Annotated in this window: 17 protein-coding genes; 7 read left to right on the top strand and 10 right to left on the bottom strand. The window is 43.1% G+C overall.

The annotated features are described in order from the left end of the window. Positions 1 to 1,026: 1,026 nt before the first annotated feature. The 3 genes from PG901_RS06800 to PG901_RS06790 are packed head-to-tail and all read left to right on the top strand — an operon-like array spanning position 1,027 to position 4,676. Positions 1,027 to 2,064: a TAXI family TRAP transporter solute-binding subunit gene (locus PG901_RS06800; protein ID WP_271133980.1), complete on the top strand. Its 1,038-nt coding sequence runs from the start codon at positions 1,027 to 1,029 to the stop codon at positions 2,062 to 2,064. Then, positions 2,042 to 2,587 carry a DUF1850 domain-containing protein gene (locus PG901_RS06795; RefSeq protein WP_271133979.1) on the top strand — a complete coding sequence of 182 codons (546 nt, stop codon included), beginning with the start codon at positions 2,042 to 2,044 and terminating at the stop codon, positions 2,585 to 2,587. The genes PG901_RS06800 and PG901_RS06795 overlap by 23 nt, the downstream gene beginning before the upstream one ends. Then, positions 2,559 to 4,676 (top strand): TRAP transporter permease, encoded by a 2,118-nt coding sequence (locus PG901_RS06790; protein ID WP_271133978.1) that lies wholly within the window; start codon positions 2,559 to 2,561, stop codon positions 4,674 to 4,676. Before PG901_RS06795 ends, PG901_RS06790 begins: the two co-directional genes overlap by 29 nt. 111 nt (positions 4,677 to 4,787) lie before the next feature. Here the strand turns inward: PG901_RS06790 and lipA are convergent, their stop codons facing one another. Next, entirely contained in the window at positions 4,788 to 5,831 is a 1,044-nt protein-coding gene (gene lipA, locus PG901_RS06785) for a lipoyl synthase (RefSeq protein ID WP_271133977.1), read from the bottom strand. Between the two features lie 222 nt (positions 5,832 to 6,053). After that, positions 6,054 to 6,464: a carboxymuconolactone decarboxylase family protein gene (locus PG901_RS06780; RefSeq protein ID WP_271133985.1), complete on the bottom strand. Its 411-nt coding sequence runs from the start codon at positions 6,462 to 6,464 to the stop codon at positions 6,054 to 6,056. Positions 6,465 to 6,949: 485 nt separating this feature from the next. Between PG901_RS06780 and acnB the strand changes: the two genes are divergently transcribed. The 3 genes from acnB to PG901_RS06765 all read left to right on the top strand — a co-directional run bounded on the left by acnB (position 6,950) and on the right by PG901_RS06765 (position 10,794). Further along, positions 6,950 to 9,553 (top strand): bifunctional aconitate hydratase 2/2-methylisocitrate dehydratase, encoded by a 2,604-nt coding sequence (gene acnB / locus PG901_RS06775; protein WP_201563015.1) that lies wholly within the window; start codon positions 6,950 to 6,952, stop codon positions 9,551 to 9,553. 218 nt (positions 9,554 to 9,771) lie between these two features. Further along, positions 9,772 to 10,200, top strand: coding sequence for a DUF805 domain-containing protein (locus PG901_RS06770; protein ID WP_201563017.1), 429 nt, complete (start codon positions 9,772 to 9,774; stop codon positions 10,198 to 10,200). Between the two features lie 147 nt (positions 10,201 to 10,347). Then, positions 10,348 to 10,794, top strand: coding sequence for a PACE efflux transporter (locus tag PG901_RS06765; protein ID WP_201625183.1), 447 nt, complete (start codon positions 10,348 to 10,350; stop codon positions 10,792 to 10,794). A 113-nt stretch (positions 10,795 to 10,907) separates the two neighbouring features. Here PG901_RS06765 and PG901_RS06760 read toward each other — a convergent pair whose 3' ends face one another. After that, positions 10,908 to 11,705: an enoyl-CoA hydratase/isomerase family protein gene (locus tag PG901_RS06760; protein WP_271133976.1), complete on the bottom strand. Its 798-nt coding sequence runs from the start codon at positions 11,703 to 11,705 to the stop codon at positions 10,908 to 10,910. 327 nt (positions 11,706 to 12,032) lie between these two features. On the opposite strand from PG901_RS06760, the gene PG901_RS06755 reads away from it, so the two are divergent. Next, a complete protein-coding gene (locus tag PG901_RS06755; RefSeq protein ID WP_271133975.1) occupies positions 12,033 to 12,845 on the top strand; it encodes an alpha/beta fold hydrolase in 813 nt (270 codons plus the stop codon). A 166-nt stretch (positions 12,846 to 13,011) separates the two neighbouring features. On the opposite strand, the gene PG901_RS06750 is transcribed toward PG901_RS06755, so the two are convergent. From PG901_RS06750 to PG901_RS06720, 7 genes are all read right to left on the bottom strand, one after another. Continuing rightward, a complete protein-coding gene (locus tag PG901_RS06750) occupies positions 13,012 to 14,088 on the bottom strand; it encodes an HpcH/HpaI aldolase/citrate lyase family protein (protein ID WP_201618784.1) in 1,077 nt (358 codons plus the stop codon). A gap of 150 nt (positions 14,089 to 14,238) precedes the next feature. Further along, positions 14,239 to 15,438 (bottom strand): cysteine protease StiP domain-containing protein, encoded by a 1,200-nt coding sequence (locus tag PG901_RS06745; protein ID WP_271133974.1) that lies wholly within the window; start codon positions 15,436 to 15,438, stop codon positions 14,239 to 14,241. A gap of 83 nt (positions 15,439 to 15,521) precedes the next feature. After that, complete coding sequence (locus PG901_RS06740; protein ID WP_271133973.1) at positions 15,522 to 16,343, bottom strand: HAD hydrolase family protein; 822 nt, start codon at positions 16,341 to 16,343, stop codon at positions 15,522 to 15,524. Between the two features lie 122 nt (positions 16,344 to 16,465). Next, positions 16,466 to 17,809 carry a phosphoribosyltransferase domain-containing protein gene (locus PG901_RS06735; protein WP_271133972.1) on the bottom strand — a complete coding sequence of 448 codons (1,344 nt, stop codon included), beginning with the start codon at positions 17,807 to 17,809 and terminating at the stop codon, positions 16,466 to 16,468. Beyond that, positions 17,806 to 19,455, bottom strand: a complete 1,650-nt coding sequence (locus tag PG901_RS06730; RefSeq protein ID WP_271133971.1) for an NYN domain-containing protein — start codon at positions 19,453 to 19,455, stop codon at positions 17,806 to 17,808. Before PG901_RS06730 ends, PG901_RS06735 begins: the two co-directional genes overlap by 4 nt. A gap of 64 nt (positions 19,456 to 19,519) precedes the next feature. Further along, the gene (locus tag PG901_RS06725; protein ID WP_271133970.1) at positions 19,520 to 20,773 is read right to left on the bottom strand and encodes a trypsin-like peptidase domain-containing protein; all 1,254 of its coding nucleotides are present in this window, start codon (positions 20,771 to 20,773) and stop codon (positions 19,520 to 19,522) included. Between the two features lie 86 nt (positions 20,774 to 20,859). Further along, positions 20,860 to 22,035, bottom strand: a complete 1,176-nt coding sequence (locus PG901_RS06720; protein ID WP_271133969.1) for an ATP-grasp domain-containing protein — start codon at positions 22,033 to 22,035, stop codon at positions 20,860 to 20,862. Between the last annotated feature and the right edge of the window lie 28 nt (positions 22,036 to 22,063).

Raw genomic sequence — 22,063 nt, 5'->3', positions numbered from 1 at the left:
TTAGAATTGACATCGGTTGTGGCACAGCCAGCTAGCGCAAATGTGGCCAACATCATGGTTGAAGTAAGTAATTTTTTCATAAATTTTCCTATAAGGTTGTTCAGCATTATTGGCGGTCGTATGCTCTAAGCGCTATTTTCAGCTGCTTATTGTAGTGCTTAGCTATAGAGCGAATACAGCGTTTGCACTGTAGCATAATAGAGATGGATTTCGCCTTCAAAAAATTGAATGTTTAATAAAAAATATTGTCTAATTTAGGTGGCGTTATTCTGCTAAAGGGCGGTCATATAAGCGGCATTAACGAAGTAAATAAATGGCTAGCAGTAGCGTTATAAGAAAAGTGCTATTGATATATTTTTTAATAAAATATGATGTTAATAAAAATAGCTTGACGCATTTTTATGAAGAGCAGCGCGGATAAAGGTTTACAACCCCGTCAAAATTTGTTTAAATCATTTATAATATGAAACTTAGTATCGCATAGCGAAACTATAGATATGGTTTCGGCTGTTGATATATAGTTAAAATACTATGAAAACGGTACAGTGCTGCTGGGATTAATTATGCGCAGCCTCTGTCAGCGTAGACACCGCACGCCAGTAAAATTTATACCAGCAGCACGTGACAAAAAACGTTCTTATTTATGGTTAACCATAGCTTTGGTACAAGGCGTAGCTTAGATTGTGATTTGTATTGTGATTTGCGATATATTGCTTAGCTCATTAAATATAGACAACCATATCACTGACTATTTTTTGCGCATAAGCACTCGCATCCATTAAAACATCGTAGCAATATATGATATGCCATGTTTTAATTGAGGAGACCCTAGGTTATGGAACGCTTAACTCCTGAGTTTATAGCGAAGGTCAGCGTCATAGACTGAGGTTGGTAGTCAACAAGAATGAGTTGCTACTCCAATTTTGTATTTAAGAACTTTGTATTTAAGAACTTTGCGTTCAAGAACTTTGCATTCAAGTTTTTTTTATAAACCCATTTTGCTTTATTTTATCAAGGAAGAAAATAATGAAGTCTATTTATAAGATGCCTCTATTAGCCGCCATGATTGCAGCCAGTATGACTCTGGTTGCTTGTTCAGACAAAGCGCCTGCTGATAATGCCGCTACTGATAGTGCTACTACTACCGACACTTCTACAGATACTGCCGCCACAGCAAGTGACAAGCTCGAAACCAAGTTCGTCACCATTGCTACAGGGGGCGCCTCCGGTCCTTATAATATTATTGGAACGTCTTTAGCAGAGATTTATGCCAAAACCTTTGGTGTTAACGCCAAAACCCAAACGACAGGGGCGTCAGTAGAAAACGTCAATCTATTGACCCAAGGTAAAGTAGATATGGTACTCGCGCTTAGTGATGTTGTCACTGATGCGGTAGAAGGCAAAAATGACTTTAAGGCAGCGCCTATCACCAATATCCAGCAAATTGCCGTGCTTTATCCTAACGTCATTCAAGTGGTTGCCTCAGAGAAGTCTGGTATCAAAAATATTGAAGATTTAAAAGGTAAGCGTATTGCAGTTGGCGATCAAGGATCGGGTACAGAGGTCAATGCTCGCACCCTGTTAGAAGGTTTTGGTATCACTTATGATGATGTCAAAGTCGACTATTTAGGCTTTGCCGATGCAGCCGATGCGATGAAAGCGGGTAAAATTGAAGCGGCGTTTTTTAGTAGTGGCTTACCGAACTCTTCATTATTAGAGCTAGAGCAAGGCATCAAATTACAGCTGGTCACCATCAATCAAGATAAGCTCAAAAAAATTATCGAAACCAAGCCTTACTTTAAGACTTTTGAGATTCCTGCCGGTACCTATGGTAATGCTGCTGCTATTCCAACCACAGCCGTCATGAATGCCTTATTGGTGCGTTCTGATATCTCTGAGGATGATGGCTATAAGTTGACCAAAGCGTTATTTGAAAACTTAGAGGGCTTGAAAAACGCTCACCAAGCGGCGAATGATATCAGTTTAGAGACCGCTCAAGTCGGTATGGTAGCTCCTATTCATCCTGGTGCCAAAAAATACTATGATGAGCAAGCAGCCAAATAAATCTTTATGGTGGATAGCTGGCGCAGCAGCAATGGCTGCGCTGGTTTTATTGATACTATGGGCGGTTTTTAGCCGCCAATCTGTCATTGAAATACGGGTAGCGGGCGATACTAAAGCCGATAGCTTGCTATGTTATTTTGTTGAGCCTGACTTTCAATTACGCTGGATTCATTCAGTAGAAAAGCAGTGGTGGGAAGAGCAGTATCTTCGTGAAGAGGAGGGTTTACTACTAACCAATACCTATTTTCAAGCATTTGGTGCCGGTACGCCGTCTACCGAAAACGTTGCTCCTATCAAAAAGGATGGCTACGTCGGCTATCAAATTAACCAAAGGTTTCCCCATCTTAATTGGGTGGTATCAAGATTAACGCAGGGTGAAATTGATTATGCCGGTCAGCGTATTTTGATTCACCAATGGGTGCCAGATTATTCAGAAGTAACTATTACGCCCAAGGCTTATAGTCTAATCGATAGATTTAATAAGGATTTTTGTCATGAACTCCCAAGTGATGGATCACAATAGCGGGACTCCTATTTATAACGATGATGCAAATTCTAACGATGATGTGAATGCTAATGAAAATGCGATATTGGCACAGCAGACAAATGCGCATGTAGAGACTGAAGATTACGACGACGTTGATCCTAGTGTGACGCAAGCGATATTAGAAAAATATGATCGCGAGTCTATCACGCGTCATATTACCCAAGGTCCGGTGAAGTATATTATCGCTGCCATCTGCATCTTATATTCCCTTTTTCATTTATATATTACCTTTAACCCCATGCCGTCACTATTGCAGCGCTCCGTGCATGTGGGCGTTGGCTTTGCGTTGATTTTTTTAATCTTTCCTGCCAGCAAAAAAAGCAGTCGTAAGCGGGTAGCATGGTATGACTGGATTTGGTTTCTGTTGTCTTTATCTGGCATGACCTATCTGATATACGAGTACCAAGATATTGTCACCAGTCGCGGCGGCATGGCAAATTCGGTCGATGTGATACTTTCTATTATCACCGTCATCTGCGTCCTTGAGGGCAGTCGGCGTATTACTGGTTGGATATTGCCCATACTGGCCTCTATATTTTTGCTATATCCCTTTGTCAGTCATCTGGACTTTATGCCGGATCGGCTACTCACTCGTCCTTATGATATGGGCGATATTTTTGGTCAATTATTCCTAAAAACGGAAGGACTATATTCGGTCGCAATCGGCGCCTCAGTCACCTTTATCTTTTTATTCATCCTCTTTGGCGCATTTTTAGCGCGTTCTGGCATGGGTCAGCTGTTTAATGATTTGGCATTGGCGCTGGCAGGCGATAAAAAAGGCGGCCCTGCTAAAGTGGCTGTCATTTCAAGCGGCTTTATGGGCAGTATCAATGGTTCCGCCTTATCAAACGTTGTTAGTACAGGCGCGTTTACCATCCCCTTGATGAAAAAGGTTGGCTACCATAAAGATTTTGCGGGCGCCGTAGAGGCAAGTGCATCGGTTGGTGGTCAGATATTACCGCCAATTATGGGTGCAAGTGCCTTTATTATGGCCGAGACCACAGGGCTACCGTATAGCACCATTGCTTTGGCAGCATTATTACCTGCTATCTTGTATTATCTAGGCGTTATCGCGCAGGTACATTTTCGTGCCGGTCGCCGAGACTTAAAAGGTATGGCAAAAGAAAGTTTGCCACAGGTAAAAGAGGTATTAAAAGCGCGCGGTCATATGTTATTGCCGATTGTGTTTTTGATTTATTTATTAATACAAAATGTGCCGGTAGGCTATGCCGCTGCCTATACCATTGGCTTTACGGTTGTCATCAGTATGCTACGTAAAGAAACGCGCATGGGCTTTAAGGATATTTTGGGTGCGCTAGAAGACGGCGCCCGTCAGTCGCTAGCGGTGATGGCTGCTTGTGCGGTCGTAGGTATTATTATTGGAGTGGTCAGCCTAACGAGTTTTGGTACGGTAATGACATCTTCGATTGTCACTTTAGGGGCAGGGTCGTTATTGCTGACCTTAATTTTGACCATGCTAGCGTCGATGGTTTTAGGAATGGGATTGCCATCGATTCCTGCATATATTATTACTGCAACGATGGCGGCGCCCGCATTAGCAGGGTTTGATGTGCCTATTTTAGCCGCGCATATGTTTGTCTTTTACTTTGGGGTGTTTGCCAATATTACCCCGCCGGTCTGTTTGGCAGCCTTTGCTGGGGCTGGTATTTCGGGCGGCGATCCGATGAAAACAGGCTACTTATCATTAAAGCTGGCGTTAGCAGGTTTTATCGTCCCGTTTATGTTTATTTATAATCCTGCGATGTTGATGATTGACCCGACAGGTCTTGCGGTCACGGCGAAAGAGTTCCCATTGCCACCGGTCATGGATATTGTTATTGCCGTTGTGACGTCGGTCGTTGGTGTGATTGGGCTTAGTGCGGCGTTAGAGGGTTATTTTAAAGGAAGTATGAATTCAATCACGCGTATCATTCTGGCCATTGGTGCTTTACTGCTGATTTATCCTGGGCTTATCACAGGTTTGATTGGGGGTGTCATCATCCTTGGTATCGCAGTATTGAATATAAAAACCAGTAAGACGCCCGTGTTACCTCTAAACGTTTAACCTTATTTAAAGCGATAGTTTAGAAGCTAAAAAGGGCGAATAGTAACTATCTACTATTCGCCCTTTTTATGTTTTTTCGTCATCCTACTTTAATATGATGACAAATTTCACTTAACAGCCAAGTTTACCTTCTGCGGCCAAGGCTTTTTTGCTACGGATAGGTGCTGGGCAATCTTCGCCGTAATATTGACGATCAGCAAAGTAGCTTGAGCGCACCATAGGACCTGCCCAAATGTTAAAGAAGCCAATCTTTTTGCCATAGTCCATATAACGCTGGAACTCATCTGGATGGACATAACGATCGACTGGTGCATGGTCTTTACTAGGTTGTAAGTACTGACCAACGGTAATCATATCAACGTTATGGGCTTTTAAATCATCAAGTAGCTTATAGATTTCTTCTTCAGTTTCACCAAGTCCAACCATAAAACCACATTTGGTGGCAATATCAGGACGGCGTTCTTTATACAGCTTAAGCAAATCGAGCGAATGCTGGTAATCAGAGCCGGGACGGAAGGCTTTATATAAACGAGGCACGGTTTCGATATTATGATTAAAGACATCTGGCGCAGTTTCAGTCAATAAGTCCAAAGCGATATCCATACGACCACGGAAATCTGGCACGAGTATCTCAATCAAGCAATTTGGGCTTAAAGCGCGAGATTCATTCAATACTTCAACGAAATGGGCAGCACCGCCATCTTTTAAATCATCACGGTCAACCGAGGTAATCACCGCATACTTAAGACCTAGACCCTGAATGGTCTCAGCGGTATGGCGCGGCTCATCTTTGTCTAACTCATTTGGGCGACCATGACCGACATCGCAAAACGGGCAGCGACGGGTACAGATATCACCCATAATCATAAAGGTCGCCGTACCATCGGCAAAGCACTGCGGCAGGTTAGGGCAGGCGGCTTCTTCACAGACGGTATAAAGCTTTTGCTCACGCAGAGTTGCTTTAATACGCGCCACTTCCGCAGGTGAGGACATTTTAACCCGAATCCAATCTGGCTTTTTCTTCGCCTCGACGGTCGGAATCACTTTAATTGGGATGCGTGCTACCTTGTCGTAGCCACGTAGCTTTTCGCCTTGGATGGCTTTTTTCGGTTTTGCACGGGCAGCGGGGACGTGAGTTTGTACGGCGTTTGTCATAATCAAATGTTCTCTTAACCCTTGATAGAATAAGGGTTTATGGCATTATTAGAATGTTTTATGAATGCAGCTATTATAGCAGATAACGGGTCAATATTTTTTAGGCAATCTTGTTAAGATAACTAAGATAACTAAGAAAGCTACTAAGGATAAAAAGGCTTCCATGAATAAAAAAGCTTGCGTAAATAACAGGGTACTACGAAGCATACCTTTATCGTAGTTTTATTTATTGATATCAATGTCCATGTCATTTAGCACTTCTATGGCAGCACGAAACGCTTCTTGGCTGGCAGGTGCACCGCAATAAGGCAGGCTATGCATCAATACTTCGCGGATTTCAGCGACGCTAGCACCATTATTTATCGCCCCACGGATATGACCCTTTAGCTCAGTTGGGCTCTTTTGCGCAATTAAAAAGGCGATGGTGATTAATGAGCGATATTTGCGCGGTAATACCGAGTCATCTTGCCACGTGCTACCCCAAGCATGTTCGATAATCCAGTCTTGCAACGGCTGGGTAAATGGTGTTGCTGAGTCAAGCGAGCGTTTAACATGCGCTGCGCCCATCACTTCAGTACGAACTTTTAAACCATTATCGTAATGAGCGTTATTGTCTTTTTCGCTATTTTTCATACTACTATTTTTTAGACTGCTATTGTCCATATTGCTATTATCCTTAATATTCACTCATGGCGTTTGTGTTATAAAACCTTGTATTAAAAAATGTCTTATAAAGTCGTAGGCGTTTAGATGATAAGAGTATAGCAGCCGTGCCATTTTTATTTAACCGCCAATGTAGAAGTCTATGCAGAAATGAATGCAGCAGTCAATGCAGCAGTTAATGCAGCAGTTAATGCAGAAAAAGAGCATGGCAAAAATGAGCAGTAAGGCGACAGGTTTGCTATTTAAGGGCGTCAATCATATTACTTATGGCACTATTTTTATAATAAATGTCCAATATGGCCTTATTCTGCGCCTTTTCGCCGCACAGCCATTAACATTTTGAGCGTTTTGAGCTATGATTGCACGGATAATTATTCAATGCAGTACATCGATGTAGGCTGTCATCCTGACTACTCACGTGATGTACTGGTCACCAACCGACGAGGACGACTATTGTGTTAGAAGCTTATCGTAAACATGTCGCAGAACGTGCTGAGCTAGGAACTGTACCACTTCCACTAAATGAGAAGCAGGTAGCAGAATTGGTTGAGCTACTCAAAAACCCACCAGCGGGCGAAGATGCGTTCTTAATGGACTTGTTAGAAAATCGTATTCCTGCCGGTGTTGACCAAGCCGCTTATGTTAAAGCTGCATTTTTAGCCGCTATCGTTAAAGGCGAAGCGACTTCACCACTTATCAGCAAGAAAAAAGCCGTTGAAATCTTGGGCACTATGCAAGGTGGCTATAACGTTGCGCCATTAGTTGCGGCATTAGACGACAGCGAAGTCGCACAAGAAGCCGCTGATGCGTTGAAAAAGACATTACTCGTATTTGATGCGTTCAATGATGTGACCGAAAAAGCTGAAGCTGGCAATGACATCGCTAAAGAAGTCGTGCAATCTTGGGCTGACGCTGAGTGGTTCTTAAACCGCCCTGAAGTACCAAAGAAAACCACTTATACCACCTTTAAAGTGACTGGCGAAACCAACACGGATGACTTGTCGCCTGCGCAAGACGCATGGAGCCGCCCAGATATCCCATTGCATTCATTAGCCATGCACAAAAACTCTCGCGACGGCATCTTTGCTGACGAAGAGGGCGTTGTTGGTCCAATGAAGCAAATTGAAGCTTTGAAAGAAAAAGGTCATCCACTTGCTTATGTCGGCGACGTGGTTGGTACGGGTTCTAGCCGTAAATCTGCAACCAACTCAGTCCTTTGGTTAATGGGCGATGATATCCCGAACGTACCAAACAAACGTGGTGGCGGTCTAGTATTGGGTAACAATATCGCTCCTATCTTCTTTAACACCATGGAAGATTCTGGCGCGTTACCAATTGAAAAAGTAGCGGTTGATAACCTAAACATGGGCGATGTATTTGACATCTATCCGTATGAAGGCAAAATCACTAAGCATGATTCTGACGAAGTATTGTCAACGTTTACGCTAAACTCGCCAACATTGCTTGACGAAGTTCGCGCAGGCGGCCGTATTCCATTGATCGTTGGTCGTGGTTTGACTAACCGTGCTCGTGAATATATGGGTTTAGGTCATTCAGACGTATTTGCTAAGCCAGAAGAGCCAGCTGATACCGGTAAAGGCTTTACCCTTGCACAAAAAATGGTCGGTAAAGCTTGTGGTCTACAAGGCGTGCGTCCAGGTATGTACTGTGAGCCAAAAATGACGACGGTCGGCTCGCAAGATACCACTGGTCCTATGACCCGTGATGAGCTAAAAGACTTAGCATGTTTGGGTTTCCAAGCCGACCTAGTGATGCAGTCATTCTGTCATACCGCTGCTTATCCAAAGCCAGTTGACGTTGAAACTCAGCATACACTACCTGACTTTATCATGAACCGTGGCGGCGTAAGCTTACGTCCTGGTGATGGTATCATTCACTCATGGTTGAACCGTATGCTACTTCCAGATACCGTTGGTACTGGTGGTGACTCGCATACTCGTTTCCCAATGGGTATCTCGTTCCCAGCTGGTTCTGGTTTGGTTGCATTCGCAGCGGCAACTGGTGTGATGCCACTTGATATGCCTGAGTCTGTTCGTGTGCGCTTCGTTGGCGAACGTCAGCCTGGTATCACGCTACGTGACTTGGTCCATGCAATTCCTTATCAAGCCATCAAAGAAGGTTATTTGACGGTTGATAAGAAAGGTAAAATCAACGAGTTCAACGGTCGTATTCTTGAAATCGAAGGTCTAGAAGACCTAACCGCTGAGCAAGCGTTTGAGCTATCTGATGCGTCAGCTGAGCGTAGTGCTGCTGGTTGTACCATCACTTTATCTGAAGCGTCTGTGACTGAGTACCTAAACTCAAACATCACCTTGCTTAAATGGATGATTTCAGAAGGTTATGGCGATGCGCGTACGATTAGCCGCCGTGTTGAGCAAATGCAAGAGTGGCTAGCTAACCCAAGCCTATTGCGTGCTGACGAAGATGCTGAATACGCCATCGACATGACAATCAATATGTCTGATATCAAAGAGCCGATTCTTTGCTGCCCGAACGATCCAGACGATGCTAAAACATTGGCTGACGTTGCTGGTGATACCATTGATGAAGTATTCATTGGTTCATGTATGACCAACATCGGTCACTTCCGTGCAGCGGGTAAACTGCTACAAGACGTACCAGCAGGTAGCCTCAAAACTCGTCTATGGATTGCGCCACCAACGAAAATGGATGCGCGCCAATTGATGGAAGAAGGTTATTACAACATTTATGCACAAGCCGGCGCTCGTACTGAAATGCCAGGTTGTTCACTATGTATGGGTAACCAAGCACGTATCGCACCGAACTCTACTGCCGTTTCGACGTCAACTCGTAACTTCCCGAACCGTCTCGGTCAAGGCGCTGACGTTTATCTAGCGTCTGCAGAGCTTGCAGCAGTCGCAGCGGTACTTGGTAAATTGCCAACCAACGACGAATACCAGCAGTACGCTGGCATGCTTGATAGCATGGGCGAGGAAGTCTATCAGTACATGAACTTCGACCGTATGGATTCTTATACGGAAGAAGCCGACAAAATTAACGTTGCTCAGTTGACCTAATTTTGCTTAAAGCTTAAGTTAAGTATTTTTAAGTTTTACAAATCTTATTTAAATAGAAACCCCGTATCGTCATGATGCGGGGTTTTTTTAAATTTAAAATAAATTAATAACGGTTTGCAAACTTTTATTGAGTGCTTATAATCAAAGTGGCTGATTAAATTTTTTGGTTGGCGACTTTACCGTTAAGGTTGACGACAAATCCTAGGGAAAATAAAAATATGCTTGATAAAACGACGCCGCCACCTTTACCGAATTCTGCAATGGTTAATAATCATAGTGCTGAAGCAAACTTTGGCATCCTTGACTGGTTTAAAAAAGCTTTAAGAAATTATACCAATTTCTCTGGTCGTGCTCGACGTAAAGAATATTGGTACTTTGTATTGGTACAAATGGGTTTGATTATTGTAGCGATGATTTTAGATGCCATTATATTTAATTCAGAAACGGGGCTATTCTATATCGTTGTAGCGCTTGGTCTGTTTTTGCCGGGCTTAGCGGTGACTATTCGCAGGTTGCATGATACCAGCCGTTCAGGATGGTGGTTTTTGCTATCTATTTTGCCACTGATAGGCTCTATTATATTACTGGTATTTTTAGCGAGCGATACCAAGCTTGAAACCAATCAATGGGGTCCACCAGCAAAATAAGCTGCGACTGGTTTCTCTCATTATCTTATGTATAATATAGGGGCAGGCGGAAACCGTGGCTCTGCATTTTTTTCTCTTTTCTATCTCGGGACGGACCGATACTTTGCTGGGCAACTTTTTTTATACTTAAGTGCTTTGGAGTTTTGGTTGATTACTTTATCCCCACTCAAACGTCGTATCGTCTATGTGACTGTTTTTGAGCTGATTGCTATTATTGCTTCTACCTTTGTATTAATGAAACTCAGCGGCGGCGATGCGGCAGAGTCGTTACCCGTTGCTGTTATGGTGTCATTGGCCGCTGTTATCTGGAACTTTTTATACAATACGGCTTTTGAAGCGTGGGAGCGGCGCAAGCAGGTTAAAAAACGCACGTTGTTAATCCGCAGTGCTCATGCGTTAGGGTTTGAAGGCGGCTTGGTATTGATTTGCTTACCGCTATATATGATTTGGTATGACGTTGGTTTAATCAAAGCCTTTATGATGGAGGCGGCGTTACTGCTATTTTTCTTGGTTTATACCTTTGTTTTTACCTTGGGTTTTGACAAGATATTTACCTTACCGCATCACTATAAGACCGCTTCTGCTTCTTCATAAGTAAATAGATTAAAGGTATTAATATAGACTTGTCTTTATATTGTTTTATCCAAAAAAAGGCTACCTAATGGTAGCCTTTTTGCTGATAGTACAGAAGGTAGCGTTAGGATTTTTTATTTGCCTTGATAAACGGGCTTACGTTTTTCCATAAAGGCAGTGATACCTTCGGCAAAGTCAGCGGTTTTTGCCATCATAGTTTGTTGGTCAACTTCCATATCGAGCGCTTCATTTAGGCCTGCAAAAGCATGAACGTTAATCATATGCTTCATTGATGCCAAAGCTTTACCGGGCAGGTTGCTTAGGCGTGTTGCCAATGCCAGTACGCTGGCGTCAAGCTCATCTTTGCTTACGACGCTATTGACTAAGTTTAGACGCGCGACATCGTCGCTAGTAAGCTTATCACCCAGCATCACAAGCTCAGTTGTTTTCGCCGCCCCAATCAACTGATTCAATAAATAAATGCCACCTGCATCTGGAATCAAACCGATATTGACAAAGGCTTGTACAAATTTGGCATTATCAGCGGCAATACGGAAATCACACGTTAATGCCAAGTTCATCCCAGCGCCAGCCACTGCCCCTTCTAATTTGGCAATAATTGGCTTATGAATATTACGCAGCTTTAGGCTCACTTCTGCCACTTCTCTGAGCATAAAATCAAGCTTTGCCACGAGTGCCTCAGATTCCATGCCGTTTTCTAGCATCTCACCGATATGACCGCCACTAGAGAAGTTGTTATTTGACCCTTGCAGCACAATCACGCGTACATCAGTATCTTGATCGGCTTGATCAAGCGCATCCATAATTGCGCCTTTTAATGGCGTGCTAAAGGCATTTAGCGTCTTAGGATCATTCATAGTGATGGTGGCAATATGGTTTTCGCTATGATATTCGACCAGAGGTTGTGACATAGTTGGTTTCCTTAATGAGAAATTTTAGATAAGCATTGCTGATAACAATGGACGTTATAATGGACAAGGTGTAACAAGTCATGCAAGCTGATTACTATAGCAGCTTGCTATGATTATAAAAGCGGGTTTTGTGGGCGCTTAAGGCACGCTTAAAGAGGTTTAAATTTTATCTATTCAATAAATATTTACATTATTGAATATACAACGCGTACTGTGCAAAAATAACGCTATGAACTCTCCGCTCGCTGCATTATGCTAAAAGGCAGTAGTTTTAAGGATTTCTTTCATTAAACAAGCAATCAATAAGCAAAAAACAAGGAAGTTATTATGCCAATGATAAATGTAAATAACGTTGATATTTATTATGAAGACAGCGCGCCGGATGATAAGCAAAAGCCAGTGATGGTATTTGCCCATGGACTGCTATGGAATACGCGGATGTATGATAAGCAGGTGGAATACTTTAAATCTGGCTGCCGCTGTATTGCGTTTGATTTTCGCGGACAAGGTCAGTCTGAGATTACCAAATCAGGCTATGATATGGAGACGCTGACCGAGGATACGCTAGCGTTATTGGATGCGCTAAATATTGAGAAATGCCATTTTTTAGGATTATCCATGGGTGGCTTTGTCGCTCAGCGTATCGCGCTGAAACGTCCAGAGTTACTGTTATCGCTGACCTTACTTGAAACGTCAGCAGACCCTGAAGACCCAAAAAACGTGCCGCAGTATCGCAAATTGATGAAAGCTATCCGTTGGCTTGGGATGAAGCGGGTCAGCCAAAAAGTCATGCCTATTATGTTTGGCAATAGCTTTTTGAACGATAAGTCGCGTAAGGCTGATCGCAGAGAGTGGCTTGCGATGCTACAAAGTAATCGTAAAGGCGGGGTCGTTAAGGCGACCACAGGCGTGATTGAGCGCTCGGCCACTTATGATCGGCTAGGGGAAATTACCACGCCGACACTGATTATCGTTGGTGATGAAGATACGGCAACGCCTTATGCAAAAGCGGAGCGGATGCATTTTGCGATTAAAGGCTCGAAGCTTGCGGTTATTAAAGGCGCTGGGCATACAGCGACGGTAGAAGAACCTGAGCAGGTTAATAAAGTGATTAATACCTTTTTAGCAAACTGTGTCTAACTTTGAGCGAGATTGGAACCAGTCTTGAATAAGACATAGCAATTAATAAAGTGCTTATACGAAAAAAAGCCGTTATCCTATTTAAGATAACGGCTTTTTTATTGAAACTATTTAAGAAATTAACATTAAAATATTAATTTCAAAGTAGCAAGGTTAACGTCTTTATTTATAACCGTGCGGTATAGTCATTATTAATATCATCAAGGGTGCCAAAAACCTCAGCGCGATTGACGATTTCTGTTGCCCATGCACGGTGCGTGGCAGGCTCGAGCATCGTATCATTATATTTAAATACCGCTTTTGCCTCGCTATGCAAGATTGCCTGCGCTTCATCCAAGGTACTTAACGGTACGCAATACGCTTGCTGTACCAAAGCAATCTGGCTTGGGTGAATGACCGTTTTGCCGACCAGTCCCAAGTTCACATCACGCATCAGCTCTTTCATAAACAGCGTTGGTTGCTCTAAGTATTCAAATACTGGCGCGGTGAGATAAAAACCATGCGGTACAAAGCAGCCAAGCAGCTGATAGGCGAGTGTACCAATCGGAGTGTCATAGACAATGCTGTTTTTAGGACGGCGTAAACGCAGCGCTGCAAATAAGTCATTACCACCGATACGCAGGGCAAAAACTGGTTGGCTAAAGGCTTCTTTAAAGCCAATCGCCAACTCTTGATTGTGATGCGGATTAAATAGCGCTGCCGTCTCAAGCGTCGGCATCAATAGCTGCTCAGTGCTTAAATTCTGACAGGCCATACGCCAATTAGACAAGCTATACATATCGACTTTGGGTAAAACAAAGCCATCAACCAAATCAATATGGGCAAAATCTGCCAGCTGCTCTAGCATCGCCGGATGACGCGGGCGCACGAAGACCAAAGGTCTGGTTGGCTGATCGGTGTGCGCTTTTGATTGAATGCCATCTTTTTTTGCTGGGTCATTGATACTATCGACATGCGCGGCCCACGTATGTAGCAGCGTTTGCAGACGCTCAAGTGCCAGCTCAACATCGCTATGGCTGACCGCATCTTCTAAGCAGATAATAATACTGTTAATCGTCGGCAATTTATCACGCGTAATGACTTGCCAAATATCTTGCCGCGTCGCAGGCATATATAGGCTAGCACCCAGCTGATACGGGTGATGGGTATGCGGTTTGAGCATCGCATGACGCTCAGTAATCAGGTGGGCGTAAGACTGATTGTTATTATAAAGATTGGACTCATTGTGGGGCATATCGGACATAGTTGGCATCGTAAATAGTGATAAGTGAATGGTTATAGCAAGAAATCATAGCGTAAGGACGGATGATAAAAACAGCGGTACTGATATGGTATTGATGCTGTATTGATGCATTTCTTTCGCAAGGCATCAAGGCATCAATACATTAATGAATCATGAGCGATCTGTTGCCCGCTGCTTGATCAGCGTAATCGCTTGATAGGGGAGTATTTTAGCACCTAATACCGTAATATTGATATCACGCTCGCTACATAAATGCCGCAATAACACCGTATCTGGGTGATCAGCGGTGGCCAACAAGATGCGCTCAGGATCACGGCGTAATATCGCCCGTGTCGCCTCTGCAATGGTCGGCTTAATACGGTTGCGATTGTTAATGTCATACTCTGCTGCCAGCGTATCAATTACAGCAGCTGTCTGATAGCGTGGTTGCTCAAAGGTTTGCAAGTATTGTGGAGATGTAGACAATGCACGCCGCGTGCTATCAATATGATCAACAAAGGCTAGGCTATGATCTACCGCAACCAAGTTATCATAAAAGACGCTACGATGTAGCCCCGATTGTGGCTCGGTATATAAACTGCGTGATATCAGCCCAGATACGGTGCTGTTTAATAACCCCGATGGAATCAGCCAATCTTCCTCGCTCGCCGCCAACCAAGCAACGCCTGCGGGGTCAGCAAGGGTTAATAGAGGAATAACATTCTCACCTTGATGGAAAATATTGGCAAAATTTGGATGATTAGGGTTGCTAAAGATATCTAAGCTACGAGCCAGCTCTTGATAAATCGCCCCTTTGCCCGTCCAGCCGTCGACAAATATGATTGTGCTGTCTGGATGAGCGTCCAATATCATCTGCAGCGCGACTGGATCAAGTCCGCGATCGCGAATGATACTGATACCATAATGCACAGTTGGCAACGCATAGCTGCTATTAGTATCTGACCTTTCATTGTCTAATAGGGCACGTTGTAATAATACGCCAACTGGTAAACCTGCGCGTACCAAGCTGACTAATATTAATGGACGTTCAGTACTTACCGTTTTCTGAAAAATATGATGTAGCGTATAAGCCAAGTTAGCAATATCAGTTGCGGTTCTCGTTGTACCTTGCGCTAATGCCTGCTGATACAATTGCTCATGCATGGCAGTTGGCGCATCCTCTAAGGTTAACATGTCAGAATAATGGCGCTGTCCACTTTGGATGAGCGCTTCTTTTTGACTGACGGGTACATCGGCAACGGCGTTTTTATCAACGATATCAAGCAGTACGGTCACATCGCTAGCAAGATAGCTGCCTGAGCCATATTCCTGCATTTTTTGAATATTAGGGTTCGTTATAGGATGGGTCATAAGATAGTTTCTACTTACAAAAATGCGTTCGATTATTGTTTTTAAAATGAGGACACGCCCTAAGAGAGGTTAAGCGTTTAGAATTACTGCGAGCTAAAGCGCTCATGTAGCTGACCATGATTGGGCATGCCATACCAGTCAAGCAATTGCAAAAATGGTAAATCGGCCAAGCTATCACCAAAACCAAAGCTCGGACGCTGGTTGTCTAAATGCTGGTCTAATAAAAACTGCACCGCATGGCGTTTATGAACCGCGTGCGGCAATATCGCCAGATTGTTCGCATTCACATGCACATAAAAATCTTGCTCAAAATTACGTATTAACGTTGGTAAATTTTTAGCTAGTTCTACTAACGCTTGATGGTCTTTTTGCCCATGCTTAATAGCCAGATAAATAGTCAGCTCTTCATTAACAGCGCCATTATTAAAGTGATCGATATGCGGTGTAAATACCAGCTGACTGTTGTCATTTTTACTGTGATTGGCAAATAATTGGCTTAGCTGCTGCAATTTATCCTGCAATGGCGCAAGTTCACTATGCATACGCTTTTGCCACTCAGCTTGTAGCGTGCCGTCTCTATCAAGAATAATCGCACCGTGGGTTAAGACCTGCCAGCTATCAAAAGGCAGCTTAACGCGTTTGATTTCACTGCGATCGCGTGCGGTGACCACTATCAGCTCTGTACTAAGCAGCAGCCAATTAAAGAACGCAGCTTGGCGCTGACTCATAAAACTTAGTGGCTTACCTTGTTTATTAACGGTCGCGCAAACTAAGTTTTCAGGTTCAGACGTTGGCAAATCCCATGCATCAATTTTACGTTGGGTTTGAAAAAGCGTATCGTCCAAATCCATCAGCGCGTAGGGTTTGACGATATCGGAATTGGCTTGAAAAAATGGGCTAGTCATAGTATTTGCCATAAAAGCGTGCGTAAGGGTTAAATGTGAAAATCAAAGTAGGGTTTAAAGGATAGTTTTAATGGGATAACTTTTATAAGACAGCCTTTGTAAGTTAGCTTTTATAAAACAGCTTAAAGCGTCGGACTCACCACCAAGACATTATCCAAATCTTTCCAGATGTCATCGACGCTATCCGCTGATGTTTCCACACACAAAACAATTAAGTCCCAATCGTTAGGCTCAACATTATAAGCAAAGTTGGTCATACCAAGCCCGTAGTTGTCGCTAAAACTTAGCATAGTGGTAATCGCGCCACCAAGGGCAATCGGTGAGCGCGTTAACGCACTAAAATTAACGGTAGAGTTTTGAGTTTGCGTCTCAAGCCATTCAGCCAATAAAAACGGCAGCCAGACAAACTCATTACTGCCCAATACTAAAATCCGCTTGGGCAACTGCTCTTTCTCAAATTGTTCTTTCCCAAATTGTTCTTTCTCAGATTGGGCTTGCTTATTAAACACCTTGAATGCGGTTTGAAACTTCAAAAGGTAATTATCAAAGCCATCGGTGCTGTCTAGGGTTGGGAAGCGTCCCCAGTTGCCAGTATCACCTAGCGTATGACTGCCAGCCTCAGTGGTATCGACCGATGGCATGGTAATCGGCTCAGGATTGGGTGCATCCGTCCATGTCCAGGCACCCGATAACAAGTGATGACGTTGAAACTTGATATTAGGTAGACGTTTGGCGATTTGATCAGGCACAGCGTCATCCGAGTTAGCTGTATCCTGATGCTGATGTCGTTCCTGATTTAAGGACCAATCAACCAAAGTGGTCAGATGTACTTGCTCTAATTGATCAAGCCCTGCGTTACGTAAGGCCGTGACAACATTGACGCAAGTATTGCCCGTTGACGCTTCGTCATCGACCATAATCAAGGTTTTGCTGGCAAGTAGCTGTGCTTGAGTGACGTTATCTGCACTTTGATAAATCAAGTGTTGGCTGGCGTGACTATGGTCTTCGCTAAACGTGGTCAATAAAGAGTGGCTGCTTTTGTCATGACTGTCATCATGTTGCGCATGACGGGTAGAATTTAATAATAAAGCTTCTGGATAGCGAGTTTGTAGCGCTTGATGTACCCCCGCAGATAAGCCCACGGCAGTTTCGGCCATGCCAATAACCAAAATGGGTTCAGGCAACTCATCTGGTACTAGGTTTGCCAAATCAGTAAAAGCATGACGCATGGTGCTAGGCGTGACTGGAATATGGCGACCTAAGACTTTTGAGACAAACAAAAATGCGCGTTTAGGATTAATGCGCTGCGCAAATCCAAGCAAGTCTTCTAATTGATAGTGATTGCTTTGTTCTATTACATTTTTCTCAGTGGCTGAATTGGTTTGATAAGTTAAATCAAGAGTGCCGCGTGGTAGGGTGATGCTGCGTTTATACATAGTATTAAGTGCTACATTATTATGGGTCATAGTTTAAGGCTATCCGGTATATGGCAAAGTTCTCGTAAGTCGCTACCAACTACTGTGTTTCGTGGTGAAAACTGCCAACCATTTCCAATTCGATCCAATGTGAATAGTAATAGGTTTTTGCCAGTTTTATTCTGAACATTAAACTCTTCGGAAAACAACATGCTTTTATGGCGATTACTTATAGTTAATTCAATGTTTGGACAGTTCTTACTAAAGGTATTATTGAATTTACTGATAACTGTAAAAATAAGTCGGTCAGTATCTTTTCCTTGTTTATGTAAATTACAAATAAAAATTGATTTAGAAATTCCATTTTCCTCTTTACGAGTCAGTAAAATAGAACAGTCTTTACTATGTCGATTGTCAGTATGAATAATGTCTTTAGCACCCTTGCTCTTCTCTTTAGAGTTCATACAAAATAACCTTATATCAGTTTGACTGCTAGAATAGACAGTAACAGTTGTATGCTCATCAGGAATAGTTTGTGCAGAATTATCATTGTTAAGCTCAGCATTAATAATTGGAAACCCTATCTTAGGTTTTTTAATATTGATAGTGGGTTCTAAAGTATTGTTTTTAGTCTTTATTTTTATATATAAAGCACTATCATTTTTGCGTGTTTCATACAAATCTATGGCTGCAATCAGGTCAGAAAATTTCTTATATCCATATTTATCTAGGTTTATATTTTTATAGTTTTGTTTAATTTGACTGGCAAGATAAGAAGTATTTGACCAACCTTTATCAGAATTTGGGTCTCCTTTGATAAGTTGATTAAGTACCCTTATTAAATGGGTTTGCTTTTGTAAGTTTTCAGTTGTCCAAGTGGGATGTTTTTGATTAGATCCAAGTGGTACTGGTGTCTTGCTACCATTATTAATGCGTACATAGAATGTCGATTTTTCGATTTTGGTTTCAAATAAATCAATTTTTTTAATCAGAGTAGTGATTTTCGGATAACCATAATTTTTTGAATCAAATTCTGGATGGTTTTCTTGCATTAGACTATTTACTGCGCCGATATTCACCCAGCATTTTGCATCTGCTTTAGGGTGGTCAATAATAGAAGCGCGTAAGCTATTGAGTAGCTTGGTATCACATTTTAGACGCTTCTCACCCCAAGCGGATACTGTTTTAGAACTATTTTGGGTTAGTTTGTGGCTATCATAAATAGGAGGATTGATTACGCTTTCAGCTTTTTTATGAGCACTTAGCAAATCCTCTACATAAAAGAATTTATCACACGCCTGTGAAAACGCGCTAACCGTATTGCGTTTGCCAAAGCCAAATACTTTTACATGGTTTTTGCGAATACGTAGCGCCAGTGAAGTAAAATCGCTATCACTTGATATCAGACAAAAACCATCGTAATTATTACTATAAAGTAAATCCATGGCTTCGATAACCATGCCGATATCAGTGGCGTTTTTGCCTTTTACATAAGCGAAATGTTGCATAGGGTCGATGGCGTATTTAAGTAATGCTTCTTGCCAGCTCTGAATATGTGCATTGCCCCAGTCGCCATAGATTTTTTTACAAGTGATATGTCCAATATTCTCTATCTCTTGCAGAATATGACCAATATTTCTTGCTGAGGCGTTATCGGCATCAATAAGTACGGCGATACTTTTGAGTTTAGCGGGCATTTATTTTCCTTAATACACTTTCTTAAAGTGACTCTTTCATATTTTTTTAATTTGTAATGATTACTTAACCCTGACATCCTACTAACCACAAAGCACCGCGACTTTGCTTACTCAATTGCGGTGTGGTCAACGCGGCAGCTGTCGTGCGTGACATGCCATCTGAGCCAGAGGACTCAGATAAGTTATCTAAACTAATTCCAGCGCTCGCGAGTAGGGCGGATAATAACTGAAATTTCACCGCATAGTTCATATTTTGTGCATGCTCGTGGACGAGGCTAGACGTCACCATGCCGATAACCTCGCCAGTCGGCAGTAATAAAGGGCTGCCACTAGAGCCGGGTTGAATGGGCGCGGTAAATTGCATATAGCGAATATCATCACCAAACCCTGTCAGTCCTGAAATACAGCCTTGTGTCACTTGTAGTTGGCTACTCAATCCTGATAATGGAAACCCTAAAGTCGTAATAGTCTCGCCCAAATTATCAGTACAACACTGTGCTAAGGGTAAATAACTTGGCAGCGGCTCGCTTACTCTAATAATGGCTGAATCACTACCGATATCGCTAAGCACCACTTGCGCCTCACGATCAGGCTGCCCTTGTTGTCGAATTCCAATCATCGCCGCCGACTCAATGACATGATAGCAAGTCAGTAGATGATAAGGGTCAATAGCAAAAGCCGTCCCTGTCCAAGTTTCACCAGACTGAACGTGTCTTGGCGGGCGCGTATCACTGTTAGGATAACCCTGCTGCTGCGCGCGCTGGGCATCTTGGATAAGGGCGTGCGTATCTGGCGGACGCATATCGAGGCTAATTTGCACATGATGCTCTAGGCTTGCCAGCCCTTGGGTAGAGCTTTCACCAAGGGCGCGGCATTTAAATTGTCCATTGCGTCGGTATATTTCTAATATGATTGCTGCTTTAACATGGCGCTCACTTGCGGTAAATTCATAATGAATATCGCCAGCATTGAGTGTTAAATTTACTTTGCTTAATTCGACAGCGGGTAAGTTGAGGCTTGGCTCATGATAAACATAAGCAATCAGTTGTACAAAGCTTACGCCTTGTTTATCAAACAATGCAGGCAAATCCAGTTGCCATGCGCTTGGATTATCCTTGCTATTGAGCTGCGCCCACTCTTTAGGTTCATGCAGATAGGCAGGGCTACAAGCCGCTTTACGATGCTCATCTAAAGGCAGCCATAATAGCCCAAGCTGCTCGCCAAACTTTAGCTGATTTGTCGTCGCAAAAGCGACCGAACAATTCGATTGCGCGATAACCGTATTTGCCCCTAACACTAACGTGGTTTGTGCTGTCATCGCCTGCCTCTTATTGAATATATTCGGTTGCCGTCGATTTTTACCGCCGATTTATTACTGCCGATTTTTTATTTCATTGTTTTTACTTACTCGCTAGCATCTTCTTCAATCTTTACGCTAACCATAATTGAGCGTACTTGGCAGGGAATGATTTGCTGTGCAATATCCGCAAGCTTTGGTTTATCGGTTAAGCCGAGCCAGTAGCCAAATCCAACTTGGGTTAAATCGACCCCGCTATGGGTGGTGTAATCGATGCCACCAGAGGGGCGACTATTAATTTCAAGCACACGGTGCTGCCCGTCATCATCGGCCTTGGTTTGCACGCTGACGATACCATCGCAGCCAAAGGCTTTAATCAGTGGAATAACCACATCCATGACTGATTGCTCGTAGCCGATATGCTGGATTTTCCCTGTTTTATAACGGGTGATGGCAGCCAATACTTCACCATATTCGCAAACGACATCGATAGAGTATTCTTGCCCTGATAAATAAGGCATTAGCAGCATAGGAATAGGGCGCTCACGCACCATGACACTGTTTGCATAGGCATTGATAAACTGCGTGGTATTGATTTTTTTCTCTTCGGTAAAGTATAAATGCTCAAAGCTATCGTATGGCTCGCTTGTTTCTTTGCCCGCATCTTGAACTTTGCCTAAACGCCAAAAACCTTGGGCAAAAATACCCGTAACCGGTTTAACGCATAAAGGCTGATGACCGTGCGTAGCAAGTAGCGCTTCAAGCTCTGCGACATTATCAAAGCGCCAAGCTTCTGCCACTGGAATATCATGTTGATGACACTGCTGCATAAAGGCAAATTTATCATCTATCGCTTCTAACGCCGCCACACTTGTCGCGCCAGTCAATAAACGAATACCAGCCGTCTCAAATGCCTGACGGTAGGCTTCATAATCAATGCCATTGCGACCAGTGAGTAATACTTTCACGTTGTTTTTCTGAGCTTGCTCTAACACAAACTGCCAACGCGGCATCAATGGCTCTAAAGGTTCGAGCATTGCTTGCTCATCGCTATCTGCAGCGCTTGCAGAAGGCTCACGGTAAACGCTATCGGCAAATTCAAAAATCTCAGGTCTATTATGGCGATGTGACGCGATAATGTTAAATGGCGTATCAGATTGGGCTTTTAGGGTTTGCAGGCTGGCTAACATATCACGCTGGCTTGACTGACCTTCAGCTAACCAAACGGCAGATGGCGCGGCAGTCGACGTTGTATGAGGGCTTTCGTTAGCAGGGGTTTTCATAATTCTCTCAGCGTTATCATAAATTTTA

The organism is Psychrobacter sp. ANT_H3 (assembly GCF_027919975.1).
Lineage (GTDB): Bacteria > Pseudomonadota > Gammaproteobacteria > Pseudomonadales > Moraxellaceae > Psychrobacter > Psychrobacter maritimus.
The sequence above is the reverse complement of the archived record's forward strand: the minus strand, read 5'-3'. Positions and strand labels throughout refer to the sequence as shown.

Excerpts from the sequence above, each read along its gene's own strand:
- PG901_RS06760 (WP_271133976.1), bottom strand. The coding sequence starts at position 11,705 with ATGTCACAACCTCTGGTCGAATATCATAGCGAAAACCATATTGCCACC.
- PG901_RS06780 (WP_271133985.1), bottom strand. The coding sequence starts at position 6,464 with ATGAAAAATAGCGAAAAAGACAATAACGCTCATTACGATAATGGTTTA.
- PG901_RS06755 (WP_271133975.1), top strand. The coding sequence starts at position 12,033 with ATGCCAATGATAAATGTAAATAACGTTGATATTTATTATGAAGACAGC.
- PG901_RS06745 (WP_271133974.1), bottom strand. The coding sequence starts at position 15,438 with ATGACCCATCCTATAACGAACCCTAATATTCAAAAAATGCAGGAATAT.
- PG901_RS06740 (WP_271133973.1), bottom strand. The coding sequence starts at position 16,343 with ATGACTAGCCCATTTTTTCAAGCCAATTCCGATATCGTCAAACCCTAC.
- PG901_RS06720 (WP_271133969.1), bottom strand. The coding sequence starts at position 22,035 with ATGAAAACCCCTGCTAACGAAAGCCCTCATACAACGTCGACTGCCGCG.
- PG901_RS06800 (WP_271133980.1), top strand. The coding sequence starts at position 1,027 with ATGAAGTCTATTTATAAGATGCCTCTATTAGCCGCCATGATTGCAGCC.
- PG901_RS06770 (WP_201563017.1), top strand. The coding sequence starts at position 9,772 with ATGCTTGATAAAACGACGCCGCCACCTTTACCGAATTCTGCAATGGTT.
- PG901_RS06725 (WP_271133970.1), bottom strand. The coding sequence starts at position 20,773 with ATGACAGCACAAACCACGTTAGTGTTAGGGGCAAATACGGTTATCGCG.
- PG901_RS06790 (WP_271133978.1), top strand. The coding sequence starts at position 2,559 with ATGAACTCCCAAGTGATGGATCACAATAGCGGGACTCCTATTTATAAC.
- PG901_RS06735 (WP_271133972.1), bottom strand. The coding sequence starts at position 17,809 with ATGACCCATAATAATGTAGCACTTAATACTATGTATAAACGCAGCATC.
- PG901_RS06730 (WP_271133971.1), bottom strand. The coding sequence starts at position 19,455 with ATGCCCGCTAAACTCAAAAGTATCGCCGTACTTATTGATGCCGATAAC.
- PG901_RS06795 (WP_271133979.1), top strand. The coding sequence starts at position 2,042 with ATGATGAGCAAGCAGCCAAATAAATCTTTATGGTGGATAGCTGGCGCA.
- PG901_RS06750 (WP_201618784.1), bottom strand. The coding sequence starts at position 14,088 with ATGTCCGATATGCCCCACAATGAGTCCAATCTTTATAATAACAATCAG.
- lipA (WP_271133977.1), bottom strand. The coding sequence starts at position 5,831 with ATGACAAACGCCGTACAAACTCACGTCCCCGCTGCCCGTGCAAAACCG.